This window comes from Erwinia phyllosphaerae (assembly GCF_019132875.1).
In the GTDB taxonomy this organism is placed as follows: domain Bacteria; phylum Pseudomonadota; class Gammaproteobacteria; order Enterobacterales; family Enterobacteriaceae; genus Erwinia; species Erwinia phyllosphaerae.
Window position 1 is genome coordinate 482,069 of record NZ_JAHSPF010000002.1, and the last position, 13,861, is coordinate 495,929.

General features: G+C 53.2%; 15 protein-coding genes. 5 read left to right on the forward strand and 10 right to left on the reverse strand.

Features of this window, described 5'->3' with window-relative positions:
- Positions 1-10 precede the first annotated feature (10 nt).
- A complete protein-coding gene (cueR, locus tag KUE00_RS05615; RefSeq protein ID WP_246758615.1) occupies positions 11-421 on the forward strand; it encodes a Cu(I)-responsive transcriptional regulator in 411 nt (136 codons plus the stop codon).
- 11 nt (positions 422-432) lie between these two features.
- Here cueR and KUE00_RS05620 read toward each other — a convergent pair whose 3' ends face one another.
- From KUE00_RS05620 to tesA, 5 genes are all read right to left on the reverse strand, one after another.
- Positions 433-918, reverse strand: coding sequence for an NfeD family protein (locus tag KUE00_RS05620; RefSeq protein WP_246758616.1), 486 nt, complete (start codon positions 916-918; stop codon positions 433-435).
- On the reverse strand, positions 918-1,832 hold the full coding sequence (locus KUE00_RS05625) for an SPFH domain-containing protein (protein WP_246758617.1): 915 nt from the start codon (positions 1,830-1,832) through the stop codon (positions 918-920). The genes KUE00_RS05620 and KUE00_RS05625 overlap by 1 nt, the downstream gene beginning before the upstream one ends.
- Positions 1,833-1,885: 53 nt before the next feature.
- The gene (locus KUE00_RS05630; RefSeq protein WP_246758618.1) at positions 1,886-2,743 is read right to left on the reverse strand and encodes a co-chaperone YbbN; all 858 of its coding nucleotides are present in this window, start codon (positions 2,741-2,743) and stop codon (positions 1,886-1,888) included.
- Positions 2,744-2,824: 81 nt separating this feature from the next.
- Complete coding sequence (locus KUE00_RS05635; RefSeq protein ID WP_246758619.1) at positions 2,825-3,595, reverse strand: SDR family oxidoreductase; 771 nt, start codon at positions 3,593-3,595, stop codon at positions 2,825-2,827.
- A 4-nt stretch (positions 3,596-3,599) separates the two neighbouring features.
- Complete coding sequence (gene tesA / locus KUE00_RS05640) at positions 3,600-4,250, reverse strand: multifunctional acyl-CoA thioesterase I/protease I/lysophospholipase L1 (protein WP_246758620.1); 651 nt, start codon at positions 4,248-4,250, stop codon at positions 3,600-3,602.
- On the opposite strand from tesA, the gene ybbA reads away from it, so the two are divergent.
- The 3 genes from ybbA (at position 4,221) to KUE00_RS05655 (ending at position 8,130) form a co-directional block, all read left to right on the forward strand.
- Positions 4,221-4,907, forward strand: a complete 687-nt coding sequence (ybbA, locus tag KUE00_RS05645) for a putative ABC transporter ATP-binding protein YbbA (RefSeq protein ID WP_246758622.1) — start codon at positions 4,221-4,223, stop codon at positions 4,905-4,907. The two genes, tesA and ybbA, sit on opposite strands and share 30 nt — an antisense overlap.
- Positions 4,904-7,321: a putative ABC transporter permease subunit YbbP gene (gene ybbP / locus KUE00_RS05650; protein ID WP_246758623.1), complete on the forward strand. Its 2,418-nt coding sequence runs from the start codon at positions 4,904-4,906 to the stop codon at positions 7,319-7,321. Before ybbA ends, ybbP begins: the two co-directional genes overlap by 4 nt.
- A 149-nt stretch (positions 7,322-7,470) precedes the next feature.
- Positions 7,471-8,130 (forward strand): acyl-homoserine-lactone synthase, encoded by a 660-nt coding sequence (locus tag KUE00_RS05655; protein ID WP_246758624.1) that lies wholly within the window; start codon positions 7,471-7,473, stop codon positions 8,128-8,130.
- On the opposite strand, the gene KUE00_RS05660 is transcribed toward KUE00_RS05655, so the two are convergent.
- From KUE00_RS05660 to ppiB, 5 genes are all read right to left on the reverse strand, one after another.
- A complete protein-coding gene (locus KUE00_RS05660) occupies positions 8,092-8,835 on the reverse strand; it encodes a helix-turn-helix transcriptional regulator (RefSeq protein ID WP_246758625.1) in 744 nt (247 codons plus the stop codon). The two genes, KUE00_RS05655 and KUE00_RS05660, sit on opposite strands and share 39 nt — an antisense overlap.
- A gap of 439 nt (positions 8,836-9,274) precedes the next feature.
- The gene (purK, locus tag KUE00_RS05665; RefSeq protein WP_246758626.1) at positions 9,275-10,354 is read right to left on the reverse strand and encodes a 5-(carboxyamino)imidazole ribonucleotide synthase; all 1,080 of its coding nucleotides are present in this window, start codon (positions 10,352-10,354) and stop codon (positions 9,275-9,277) included.
- A complete protein-coding gene (purE, locus tag KUE00_RS05670; RefSeq protein WP_246758627.1) occupies positions 10,351-10,860 on the reverse strand; it encodes a 5-(carboxyamino)imidazole ribonucleotide mutase in 510 nt (169 codons plus the stop codon). Before purE ends, purK begins: the two co-directional genes overlap by 4 nt.
- A gap of 145 nt (positions 10,861-11,005) precedes the next feature.
- Positions 11,006-11,731, reverse strand: coding sequence for a UDP-2,3-diacylglucosamine diphosphatase (gene lpxH, locus KUE00_RS05675; RefSeq protein WP_246758628.1), 726 nt, complete (start codon positions 11,729-11,731; stop codon positions 11,006-11,008).
- Positions 11,731-12,225, reverse strand: coding sequence for a peptidylprolyl isomerase B (ppiB, locus tag KUE00_RS05680; protein WP_246758629.1), 495 nt, complete (start codon positions 12,223-12,225; stop codon positions 11,731-11,733). Before ppiB ends, lpxH begins: the two co-directional genes overlap by 1 nt.
- 232 nt (positions 12,226-12,457) lie before the next feature.
- Here ppiB and cysS point away from each other — a divergent pair, with 232 nt between their 5' ends.
- Positions 12,458-13,843 carry a cysteine--tRNA ligase gene (gene cysS / locus KUE00_RS05685; RefSeq protein WP_246758630.1) on the forward strand — a complete coding sequence of 462 codons (1,386 nt, stop codon included), beginning with the start codon at positions 12,458-12,460 and terminating at the stop codon, positions 13,841-13,843.
- The last annotated feature ends 18 nt before the right edge of the window (positions 13,844-13,861 follow it).

The window sequence follows — 13,861 nt, forward strand, 5'->3', positions numbered from 1 at the left end:
AAGGTTGAAGATGAATATCAGCGACGTGGCTCGAAAAACCGGGCTGACCAGCAAGGCGATCCGTTTTTATGAAGAAAAAGGCCTGATGACGGCGCCGTCAAGAGGTGAAAACGGCTATCGACTTTACAACGCAAAGCATCTGGAAGAGCTGACGCTGCTGCGCCAGGCACGCCAGGTGGGGTTCAACCTGGAAGAGTGCCGTGAAATGCTTGCGCTGTTTCATAATCCACAGCGCCATAGCGCAGATGTCAAAGCCAGAACGCTGGAAAAAGTGGCCGGGATTGAAGCGCACATTCAGGAGCTGAACCTGATGCGCGAGCGTTTGCTGGCGCTCGCGGCAAGCTGTCCCGGCGACGATAGTGCCGACTGCCCGATCATTAATGATTTACTGGGCTGCTGTCATGGGCAGAAAAAGGTCTGACGGTGGCCCGGTTACCGATGTAGAAGCCGGTCAGAAGCTGGCGAGGTGCCAGACCGCCTGACGATGCGCAGCGTAATCCCTTCAACGCCGACCACGGTCACCGGCGTACCGGCTGCTAAATCCTCCGTTGCCTGGACTCGCCAGCTGCTGTCGCCAATGTGCACGTGTCCAATCCCGTCGCGCAGTGCCTCAGCCAGCAGCAGCTCTGTGCCAATCAGCTGGTTACCGCGCTGATTAAGCGAAGAGGGCGGCTGTTTTCTCTCTCGTCCACGCAGCCAGTAATACCACCATAGCGCGCACAGCACCGTTAACGTGGCAAAACAGAGTCCCTGCCATTCCCACGGCAGCGGCACCAGCCAGACCAGCACGCTAACCAGCACGGCGGCGACGCCGCTCCACAGCAGGTACCCGCTGGCCCCCAGCATTTCAGCGGCCAGCAGAGTGCCCCCCAGCGTCAGCCAGAGCCAGGAGGGATTGGCTAACAGATCGTGTGGCATTACGACTCCCGATCTTTGCTGGTTTCTTTCAGAAGCTCAGCGATGCCGGCCACTGAACCAAGCAGGCTGGAAGCTTCCAGCGGCATCATAATCATTTTGCTGCTGTGGGAGGTGCCAATCTGCTGTAGCGCGTCGGTATATTTTTGCGCCACAAAGTAGTTAATAGCCTGAATATCCCCGGCAGCGATGGCTTCCGAAACCATTTTTGTCGCCTGCGCTTCTGCTTCTGCGCTTCTTTCCCGTGCTTCTGCCTGTAAAAAGGCCGACTGGCGTTCGCCTTCCGCTTTCAGGATCTGCGCCTGTTTTTCGCCTTCGGCGCGCAGTATCGCCGCCTGTCGCACGCCTTCCGCTTCCAGAATGTCGGCACGCTTGGTACGTTCAGCCTTCATCTGCGCGTTCATGGACGCGATCAGCTCCGCTGGCGGCCGCACGTCACGGATCTCAATGCGGGTAATCTTTATGCCCCATGGGTTGGTCGCTTCATCGACGATGCGCAGCAGTCGGGTATTAATGTTGTCACGCTGCGACAGCATCTCATCCAGCTCCATCGACCCCAGCACGGTACGCATATTGGTCATGGTCAGATTCACTATCGCCAGCTCAAGGTTGCTGACTTCATAAGCCGCCCGCGCAGAGTCGATAACCTGAATAAAGCAGACCGCGTCGATAGTGACGCTGGCGTTATCTTTGGAGATGATCTCCTGGGAAGGGATATCCAGCACCTGTTCCATCATGTTGATTTTTCGGCCAACGCGGTCCATGAAGGGCACAAGCAGGTTAAGGCCGGGCTGCAGGGTTTTGGTGTAGCGGCCAAAGCGCTCGACCGTCCACTGATACCCCTGAGGAACAATTTTTATGCCTGACCAGACAATGACCAGCGCGACGAGAACGATAACGGGAATAACAGTAAGCATATAACCTCCGGGCTGTTGATAAACGGGCCGATTCATTCGGCCCGCGTGTTAACTTAATAGAGTAAAGAGTAAAGCTGCCGACGATATTTTGCCGCCAGCGCATCGCCTGTTCCTAAGGCCGCCAGAATCTCCTGCAATATTTTGCGTGCCTGGCCGTCTGCGGCACCTAAATCTTTTTTCAGATGGCTGAACAGCAGCGCCAGCGCTTCTTCATTACGTCCTACCTGATGAAGCTGCACGGCCAGTTTAGTGGCCAGTTCAGCATTGTCCGGCTCTGCGTCGCTCTGCTGCTGCAACAGCTGAATTTCAGGCGTGTCGGCGGCCTGCTTCAGCAGGTCGATGCGCGCCAGCAGTCCCTGGTAACGCGTGTCTTTATCCTGCAATGGCACTACGTCCAGCACGGCCTGCGCTTCATCGCTGCGGTTTAGATCAAGTAAGGCTTCGGCCAGCAGAAAACCGATTTCGCTGCTTTGCTGGCTTAGCTGCCAGGCTTCTTTCAGCAGCGGCAGCGCTTCCAGCGTTTTGCCTTCCTGCATAAGCTGCATCGCCTGCTGAGCCTTCAGCTCTTCTTCTTTAGGCAGGACCTTATGCAGCAGCGCGCGGATAGCTTCTTCAGGCTGCGGGCCCTGAAAACCGTCAACCGGCTGGCCGTTCTGGAACAGATAGACGGTTGGAATTGAGCGCAAGCCAAACTGCTGCGCGACGGCCGGTTCCGCATCGCAGTCCAGCTCGGCCAGCAGGAACTGGCCCGCATACTCCTGCGCCAGACGCTCCAGCACCGGCGTTAACTCCTGGCAATGCTGACTGCGCGCAGACCAGAAGTAAAACAGCACGGGGATCTGCATCGACTGTTCAAGCGTCTGGTGCAGATTACTTTCGTTAATAGTAACAATGGCAGCTTGTGGTGACATGAATTCGTCTCTTTATTCTGGGTTTCTTACTCTATTGGGGCAGATGTATGCGCTTCAAGCTTTACCTGAGATTCAGGCCGCTTAACCGCGCAAAATGCGATCCAGCATCCAGCCGGGTAGCAAACGCCGCAACAGACTCAGTACATGCGCAACCAACGTCACGGGATAACGCAAGCGTGGGTGTCGGCTTTCCAGCGCATGATGTAGTTTGAGTAAAATTGCCTCTGGCGGCAGCGTAAAGCGGGCCGCGATGCCGGGATTTTTCACCGGTTTGTCCTGCTCGGCCTGGTTAACATTGTCCGTGAAGCGGGTTTTGATTGGGCCCGGCTCCAGCAGGCTGACCTTAACGCCGCTGCCGTGAAGCTCCATTCGTAGCGCATCTGTCCAGGCTTCCAGCGCATATTTGCTGGCGGCGTAGGCGCCCCGGCCCGGCGTGGAAACCAGCCCCATGATTGAACTGGTATTAATAATTCGCGCCTCGCCGCCGGCGCGTAAAGCCGGAAGCAGCAGCATCGTCAGCTGATGCGTACCAAAAAGATTAGTCGCAAACTGCTGTTCCAGCTGCTGGCGGCTGATGGCGGTCAACGGGCCATAAACGCCGAAGCCGCCGTTGTTGAACAGGGCGTAAAGCTGGTTACCGCTTAGCTCAAGAATTTGCTCTGCGGCACGGGCTACGCTTTCGCTGCTGTCCAGATCCAGCTCAATGCCGGTAAAACCCAAATCGTTCATGCGCTGGACGTCTTGCGGCTTCCGGCAGGCGGCAAAAACATGGTAGCCACGACGCAGGAGATCGTTGGCGGCCACCAGGCCGATACCGCTGGAACAACCGGTTATTACTACTTTTTTTTGCATAACTTTACCTGTTAGCCTGCTTTGATTCCGCTGACTCATGCTTAACTAGCGGAGCCAGCTCCTTTGCCATTAAATCGGCGATAAAAGGCTGTGCGGCAGGATTAGGATGGATACCGTCCTGCTGCATCCATTCAGGTTTCAGGTAAACCTGCTCCATGAAAAAGGGGACCAGGGGCAGAGAAAACTCCTTCGCCAGCCGCGGGTAAACAGCGCTGAACGCTTCAGTATAACGGCGGCCATAGTTGGCCGGTAAACGGATTTGCATCAGCAGCGGCTGCGCCCCGGCAGTTTTAACCTGCTGAATAATCTGCCTTAAAGTTTGCTCTGTCTGGCCAGGAGGAAACCCACGCAGGCCATCATTTCCGCCCAGTTCAATCAGTACCCAGCGAGGCTGGTGCAGTTTAAGTAGCGCAGGCAGGCGAGCCAGCCCCTGCGCCGAGGTATCGCCACTTATGCTACCGTTAACAACGCCAGGCGATTTTTCCCATTTATCATTGAGTAGCGCGGGCCACGCGGCGCTGGCTGACATGCGGTAACCCGCACTCAGGCTGTCGCCGAGCACCAGCAAATGCTCTGCCGCCGCCGCGCGCAGCGTCGTTAAAGCCAAAAATAACAGGACAAGGTAATGCCAGCGGAAAACATTCTTGCAGTTCATCGTCTTAGTAAGTCCGTCGGTCAGGGTGAGCATCAGCTTTCCATCCTTACCGGAGTTGAGCTGGTTGTCAAACCGGCGGAAACTATTGCCCTGGTCGGCGAGTCAGGCTCCGGCAAATCAACCTTGTTAGGCATCCTGGCCGGGCTTGACGATGGGTCGGCAGGCGAGGTTTTTTTACTTGGGTCGCCATTGCACCAGATGAATGAAGAGCAGCGTGCAGAACTACGGGCCAAAAGCGTGGGCTTCGTTTTTCAGTCCTTTATGCTAGTGCCTACGTTGAACGCGCTGGAAAACGTGCAGCTTCCGGCGCTGCTACGCGGCGAAAGCGATGCGCAAAGCCGGGAACAGGCTAAAAGCCTGCTGACTCAGCTTGGTCTGGCAGCGCGGCTTAACCATTTGCCTTCACAGCTTTCCGGCGGCGAGCAGCAGCGGGTGGCGCTGGCCAGAGCATTTAGCGGCCGACCTACGCTGCTGTTTGCCGACGAACCAACGGGCAACCTGGATCGCCACACCGGCGAACGCATTGCCGATCTGCTGTTTTCACTCAACCGTGACTTTGCCACCACGCTGATCCTTGTTACCCATGACGAACAGCTGGCGGCCCGTTGCGATCGCCGGTTAAGGGTGCGGGACGGCAGGCTGCAGGAGGAAGTATGATCTGGCGCTGGTTCTGGCGGGAGTGGAAATCGCCGTCGCTGCTGATTGTCTGGCTGGCGTTAACGCTGGCGGTGGCCTGCGTGCTGGCGCTCGGCTCGCTCAGCGACAGAATGGAAAAAGGCTTAACGCAGCAGAGCCGTGACTATATGGCGGGAGACCGTACGCTGCAAAGCGCGCGCGAAGTACCGGAGGAGTGGCTGGCAGAGGCCACAAGGGAAGGGTTGCAAATGGGACGCCAGCTGACGTTTATGACCATGACCTTTGCGGGCGATACGCCACAGCTGGCGGCGGTAAAGGCCGTTGACGATAGCTATCCCATGTTTGGCAAGCTGGCAACCAACCCTCAAGGTTTGAAACCCGCGGCGGGAACCGTGTTAGCCGCGCCGCGCCTGCTGGCCTTACTTAATCTGAAGCCCGGCAGTGAGCTGGATGTAGGCGATGCGACATTACAGGTTGCCGGAGAAGTCATTCAGGAACCGGATGCCGGTTTTAATCCTTTTCAGACCGCGCCGCGCCTGCTAATGAATCTGGCCGACGTCGGAAAAACGGCTGCCGTCCAGCCCGGCAGTCGGGTGACGTGGCGCTATAAATTTGCCGGTACGCCACAGCAGCTGGCAAACTATGACCGCTATATTAACTCGCGTATTAAGCCAGACCAGCGTTGGATTAGCGTTACCGACTCCGATGACGCTCTGGGTAAATCGATGCTGCGCGCCCAACAGTTCTTGCTGCTTTCTGCGCTGCTAACACTGATGCTGGCCATCGCTGCCGTAGTAGTAGCGATGAACCATTACTGCCGTAGCCGCTACGATTTGGTTGCCGTATTAAAAACCCTGGGTGCTAACCGGGCCGCTTTGCGCAAGTTAATCGTAGGGCAATGGGGTGCAGTACTGCTGCTGGCTGCCGTTTGTGGCTGCGTTATCGGGAAAGGTTTTGAAGCGCTGTTGCTGCATATGCTCAGGCCAGTTTTGCCGGGTGACCTGCCGCCGGCCAGCTTTTGGCCCTGGCTATGGGCGACAGGGGCGCTGTTTGTCATCTCGCTGCTGGTGGGATTAAGACCATACCTGCTGCTGCTGGCCACCCAGCCACTACGGGTACTGCGGCGTGATGCCGTAGCCGTTGTCTGGCCGCTAAAATATTATCTTCCCGCTATGGTGCTGACGATACTGGTTCTGCTCGCCTTGCTGGTTGGCGGCAGTAAGTTACTCTGGGCGCTTACCGGCGGCATCATGCTGCTGACACTGCTGCTGGGGGCCATCGGCTGGGGGACTTTACTGTTATTGCGTCGTTTGCGCGTGCGTAATCTGGCGTTCCGGCTGGCAGTTAATCGGCTGGTGCGTCAGCCTTCCACCACCTTTAGCCAGCTGGCGGCTTTTTCTCTCTCTTTTATGCTGCTTGCGCTGTTACTGGTGATGCGTGGCGATCTGCTCGATCGCTGGCAGCAGCAGCTTCCACCGGACAGCCCCAACTACTTCTTACTTAATATTACGCAAGATCAGGTGCCACAGGTTCGTGACTTCCTTCAGCAACATCATATTGCGCCGCAGACCTTTTATCCTGTGGTCAGAGCTCGTCTGACCAACATTAATCAACAGCCCGCCGATCCCGCCCTCGACAATTCGCTGAATCGAGAATTAAACCTTACCTGGCTTGAGCAGCTGCCGGATCATAATCCTTTGACTGCCGGTCGCTGGCCGCCGCAACAAGGTGAAGTCTCTATGGAAGAGGGACTGGCCGGAAGGCTGGGCGTCAGGCCTGGCGACACGCTGACCTTTACGGGAGACACGCAAACCTTTACGGCTAAAATCAGCAGTCTGCGTAAGGTGGACTGGGAAAGCCTTAAGCCAAACTTTTTCTTTATCTTTCCGCATGGCGCGCTGGATAATCAGCCACAGACCTGGCTGACCAGCTTTCGCCTGAACAACGACAGCGCGCTGCTGGCCCAGCTGAATCGTGCTTTTCCTGCCGTCAGCCTGTTAGATATTGGCAGCATTTTACGCCAGATTGGGCAGGTACTGGCGCAGGTTAGCCAGGCGCTGGAGATTATGGTCGTGCTGGTGACGGCATGTGGCGTGTTACTGTTGCTGGCACAAATTCAGGTGGGCATGCGCCAGCGTCGGCAGGAGCTGGTGGTGTATCGTACGCTGGGTGCCAGTAAGTCACTGTTGCGTAACACTTTATGGTGCGAGTTTGCTCTGCTGGGCGGCGTAGCTGGCGTAGCGGCCGTGGTAGGTGCTGAAGTAGCGCTGTGGGGACTACAGCGTAAAGTGTTTGATTTTCCGTGGCAGCCAGATTATCTGCTGTGGTTCGCTTTACCGCTTTCCGGCATCATTTTGCTATCCGCGTGCGGAGGCTGGCTGGGCATAAGACTACTTAAAGGAAAGGCATTGTTCAGAAGTTATAATGCAGCGTAGAATGAAGGCCGGTATAAACCGGTCTTCATCATTTATCTTTTTATTATCACCAGGGCCTGCGATCGTTGAATTAAGTCTGGCACTTTCCCGGGTAATGTTTTGATAAAGGCCATAAGTAACGTAGATAGTAGCATAGGGAAATAACTGAAATGTTGGATTTGCTAGATATAAAATATCGTCATCTTTCCGATCTTGAATCAAATGAGCTGTTCACTCTGAGAAAACGGGTTTTCAAGGACAGGCTTAACTGGATGGTCAACTGCCAGAACGATATGGAGTTTGATGAGTATGATAACGAGCATACAACCTACGTTTTTGGCGTCCACAATGATATTTGCGTTTGCAGTTTACGGTTTATAGAAACTAAATACCCTAATATGATTACCGGTACGTTTCGCTCATGGTTTAAAAACACAGATTTACCCGAAGGGAATTACGTTGAGGCAAGCCGTCTGTTTATCGATAAGGAGCGAATAAGCTCGCTTAAACTGCGACAGAAACCCGTAAGCGCACTGCTCTTTTTATCGATGATTAACTACGCCAGGCATTATCAGTACGAAGGGATATACGCGATAGTCAGCCATCCAATGTATCTTATTTTCAAAAAGTCTGGCTGGAAAATAGAAGTCGTGGAAAAGAGCCTGTCCGAGAAAAACGAAAACATCTATCTGATATTTATGCCAATCGACGATAAGAACCAGCGTATACTTATTGAGCTGGTTAAATCTAAGGCACCCGAGCTAAAGATAAGACTGGATGCCTGGCCGCTGTCATTCCCCGTCGGTCAACACGGGCCTGATCAGCTGTAGCTCTATGCTCAGCCTGATAGCATGCTTCATATTGGTAACGCCCAGCTTCTTTACCGCGTTACCAATGTGGTATTTTACGGTCGTCAGCTTGATCCCCAAAATAAGCGCAATTTCCTGATAAGATTTGCCGACGCTGGCCCAGTAGATAATTTCGTTTTCGCGTTTTGAAAAAATCTCACGCGTGTTCATTTCATTAAAATCTGCTTCTTTGGCCTGCTGTTTATACAGCTCGTTGAGCTTCTCGTGCGTCTCTATCAGCACCATCTGGATTTGGGATTTATTATTCTGGATTGTCTCCTCAATATTGTCATCACAATGCTCATCCAGCATAATAGAAAGTACAACAAGGTTATTGTTTTGGTCGTGAACAATAAAGGTGTAGCCGTTAATAATATTGTGATTACGGGCCATATCGAACAGCTTGGGAACCTTGACGCCTTTATTGAGCATGATGTTTTCATCCCATGAAAACGGCGTAATTCGATAGAGTGCAGTAATTAAGACGGGGTCAATAAACTGAAAGTTGTTTTCAATATAAACTTTAAACCATTCTGCCCGGTTAGATATGATGGAGAAATCTGCTGGATTTCTTTTACTCATAATCGCGTAGGCATATTTTACCTGGCTAAATTTTGCCAGCTTCCTCTCCAGATAATCCTTTATAGAAGAGTTGATAACCTGATTACCAAAGAATGATTTAGACATGTAATTATCTCCCTGAGAAAGTGAGGCTTCCATCGTCAATAGCCGACTCTAGCATGTTTTCAAAGCCAAACCTAACGTGGTTCCCCTTTCGGGCCGATTACTTAAGATGATTTGCATAATAAAGAAGCGCTGGATAAATAACGTCCAACATCTTTAGCCTGTCGTTGCGGTATAGTAGCGTCATATGACACGGGAGGGAATCAGGGAGTCTTGCAAAGGCACTATTTGATGAAAAAGGCAGAGAGGGTGAACCAAACCCGACCATAAATACGCAAATCGTACAACAAAGCTTACGTATTTATTGTGGTAGCCGGAGAATGGTTCCCTTGGTGTTGGCAAAAAAAACTGCTAATTACTTAATAGTATTATGTATTTCTTGTTTTGTTCGCCAATACAATACGTCTTTCACTCATAAAATGATAGCCATACTTAAGTACAGTTAAGCACTGTTCTTTTGCAGGTGCGTGATAGCCCAGTGGATACCACTGGCATAATCGGCTGGTAAATCAGTCACAAGATGGTGGAGTGCATGCTGAAGCGATTCATGGCTGGTATCACTCAGATTGAGATGGCCGACCTTACGACCCGGACGGACTTCTTTCTCATACCAGTGCAGATGAACCAACGGCTGTTGCAGCCAGGCCATATTGAGTGCCGTGCCAATTAAATTCACCATGACTGATGGCGTACTGACGACGGGAGTCGGCAACGGCAACTGCAGAATGGCGCGCAAATGCAGTTCAAACTGGCTGATGGAAGCGCCGTTTTGCGTCCAGTGCCCGCTATTGTGTACGCGTGGTGCCAGTTCGTTAATCAGCAACCCTTCCGGCACTACAAAACACTCCATCGCCATCACGCCGACGTAGTCAAGCTCATTCATAATGGCAGAAAGCATTGCCTCAGCCTGTTGCTGGCTTTGGGCATCTGGCTGGGGGAAAGCCACGCTGGTGCGTAAAATACCATCCTGATGCAGGTTATGCGTCAGCGGATAGAATACAGTAGTGCCGTCATGCGCGCGAGCGCCTACCAGTGAAACCTCGCCAGAAAAATTAATGCCCTGTTCGACAATGCATTCACCGTAGCAATCCGCAGGCAGAGAAGCGGTTTCATTTTGACGTAAGCGCCACTGACCACGGCCATCATAGCCGCCGGTACGGCGTTTGACGATAGCCAGTTCGCCCAGCTCTGCAAATATTTGCGGCCATTCAGCCTGGTCGCTCAATAGCTGCCAGGGCGCCGTTGCCAGACCCAGCCGATCCAGCAGCTGTTTTTGCGTCAGGCGGTCGGCCAACAGAGGAAAAATATCGCGGTTTACGAAAGCGGTATGGGTGGCGAGTTCGCGCGTAAGCGCCGTCTCGGGCCAACGCTCGATTTCGGCGGTGATAACGCTTTGCTGAATCGGTAGCGCTTCCGGTTCGGCATCCAGCCCGACCGGATAAACGGCGATACCCAAAGGTTCGCCGGCCTGGCGCAACATTCTGCCCAGCTGGCCGTTGCCTAATACGCAGACTGGCTTCATGCTTCCTCCTGCGGATCCGGATTATTCAGCACTTCATCGGTTTGGGCCTGCCGCCAGTCGCTTAACCGGGTCGCCAGTTCTTTATCATGCAGCGCCAGAATCGCGGCGGCCAGCAGGGCTGCGTTAGCCGCACCGGCTTTGCCGATTGCCAGCGTGCCCACTGGAATACCGCGCGGCATTTGCACGATAGAATAAAGGCTGTCGACGCCGCTCAGCGCAGCGCTTTGCACCGGCACACCCAGTACCGGCACCAGCGTTTTTGCTGCCAGCATGCCGGGCAGATGAGCCGCGCCGCCAGCGCCAGCGATAATAACCTGAAAACCGTTCTCTGCGGCCTGTTCGGCAAAGCTAAATAGCTTGTCCGGCGTGCGGTGTGCTGAAACCACTTCACAATGGAAAGGGACAGCCAGGCTGGTAAGAATATCCGCGGCAAATTGCATGGTTGCCCAGTCACTTTTGGAACCCATAACAATAGCAATGCGGGCCGGTGCGGCGTTGGAAGACATGCGGGTCTGACTCCTGTGATTATACATACGTCATCCACCAACCCGCAGGGCGATGGATGGGAAGGACACAGAGAATACCATGACTGGGGAGCAAGGAAAACGTTTGCTCTGGTAGCAAAATGGCGACAAAGCCCGATTTTACTGCTTAAAAGGGAAAGGTAATTAAGGTGGTTTCGCTGGCGCTGACCTTAATCATTGAACCTTCATTATGCCAGGCACCCAGCACGACTCTTTCTGCTGGCTGACCATCAACGATCAGCTGATGAACGGCAGGGCGATGAGTATGCCCATGAATAAGGCAATGCACCTGATGACGGCGCAGAGTTTGCGTGACGGCAGCAGCGTTCACATCCATAATTTCCGTGGCTTTACTGCTGTTAGCCTGCTTGCTACCGGCGCGCATTTTAAGGGCAATACGCTGGCGAATAAATAGAGGCAGAGCCAGGAAAAGTTTTTGTAGCCAGCGCTGATGAACTTTGCGACGGAAGCGTTGATAACCTTCATCGTCCGTACAAAGCGTATCGCCATGCATAATCAAAATGCGGCGACCATAGATCTTCAGCAGCTGTTCTTCAGGCAACAGTTGCATACCGCTGGCGGCAGCAAAACTTTTACCTAGCAGAAAATCACGGTTGCCGTGGATAAAGAAGCAGGGGATGCCAAGCTGGCTTAATTCCCGCAGGGCTGCGGCTATTTCGGCATGCAAAGGATTCGGATCGTCATCGCCAATCCAGGCTTCAAACAGATCGCCAAGGATGTAAAGTGCATCGGCCTGACGCGCATCACGCCGTAAAAAAGCAAGAAAACCGGCAGTGATTGCCGGTTCTTCCGCACACAGATGTAAATCTGCGATAAACAGCGTATGCGACATTATTCGCTAACGGTGACTTTCTGGATCACGACGTCTTCTTTTGGCACGTCCTGATGCATACCGCTACGGCCGGTAGCCACGCCTTTGATTTTCTCAACCACGTCCATGCCTTCTACAACTTCAGCAAACACGCAGTAGCCCCAGCCCTGCAGGCTTTCGTCACGGAAGTTCAGGAAGTCGTTATCCGCGACGTTAATGAAGAACTGCGCGGTAGCGGAGTGAGGGGCCTGGGTACGAGCCATCGCCAGCGTGCCTTTGGTGTTTTTCAGGCCGTTGCTGGCTTCGTTACGGATCTCAGCTTTGGTTGCTTTCTGCTGCATGCCCGGTTCAAAGCCGCCGCCCTGAATCATAAAACCATTGATGACACGGTGAAAAATGGTGTTGTCGTAAAAACCTTCACGGCAGTAATCCAGGAAGTTTTTAACGGTTTCTGGCGCTTTGTCGTCAAAGGTTTTGATAACGATATCGCCATGATTAGTCTGGAAAGTGACCATATTCTCATCCTGTAAAGGTTGAAGGGAGTAAATTTCGCTGTCGCCAGCGCCGCAGTGGGGCCGACGAGCGGTAAAACAGACGGCTCTTATATCACAAAATGTGATGACGAGTCACCGCCGCTGCAATAAGCCGCGTGCGCGGAGCCTTGCTTTGCATGGCGCTTGCGTTAACAATACGTCAGAATACAGATACCACTGTCACCATCGCACACGTTAAAAACGGAATGTCTCAATGCTAAAGATTTTCAATACCCTGAGTCGTCAAAAAGAGGAATTTAAACCAATTCATGCCGGTAAAATTGGTATGTACGTGTGCGGCATTACCGTTTATGACCTCTGTCACATTGGCCACGGACGTACTTTTATCGCTTTTGATGTGGTTGCCCGCTATCTGCGTTATCTGGGCTATTCGCTAAAGTATGTGCGTAATATCACCGATATTGATGACAAAATTATCAAGCGCGCCAATGAAAATGGCGAAACTATCAACGCGTTGACCGATCGTATGATTGCAGAGATGCACGCTGATTTTGCTGCATTAAATATTCTGCCGCCGGATCTGGAGCCACGGGCGACGCATCATATTGCCGACATTATTGAGCTGGTCAGCAAGTTACTGGAACGCGAGCATGCTTACGTTGCCAGTAACGGTGACGTCATGTTTTCCGTAGCCAGCGATGCGGATTATGGTCTGCTGTCGCGTCAGGATCTGGAACAGCTGCAGGCTGGCGCGCGCGTCGAAGTTGCCGACGTCAAACGCAACCCAATGGATTTCGTATTGTGGAAGATGTCTAAAGCTAATGAGCCTGGCTGGGCTTCGCCGTGGGGAGAAGGGCGCCCGGGCTGGCATATCGAATGTTCCGCGATGAACTGCAAACAGCTGGGCGAACATTTTGATATTCATGGTGGCGGTGCCGATCTAATGTTCCCGCATCACGAAAACGAAATCGCGCAGTCAACCTGTGCACATGACGGCCCTTACGTTAACTACTGGATGCACTCCGGAATGGTGATGGTCGATCGTGAAAAAATGTCGAAATCGCTGAACAACTTTTTCACCGTGCGTGACGTGTTGAGCTATTTCGATGCGGAAACCGTGCGCTATTTTCTGATGTCGGGCCACTATCGCAGCCAGCTCAACTACGGCGAAGATAACCTGAAACAGGCGCGCGCGGCGCTGGAGCGTCTTTATACTGCGTTACGCAATACGGATGTTGATGCACAAGCTGCGGGCGGCGAAGCGTTCGAACAGCGTTTTCGCGAAGCGATGGATGACGACTTCAATACGCCGGAAGCCTACTCGGTGCTGTTTGATATGGCGCGCGAAGTTAACCGTCTGAAAGCGGAAGATATGACGGCGGCTAACGCCCTGGCGGCAAAACTGCGTCAGCTGGCAGGGGTGCTTGGACTGCTGGAACAGGATCCTGAAGTGTTTCTGCAAAGCGGTGCGCAAAACAGCGACGATGAAGTAGCTGAAATCGAAGCGCTGATCAAAATGCGTAACGACGCGCGCAAAGAGAAAAACTGGGCGCAGGCCGACGTGGCAAGGGACAAGCTTAACGAGCTGGGAATTATTCTGGAAGATGGCCCGCAGGGCACCAGCTGGCGACGTAAATAGGTAAAAAATCAGGGGCTG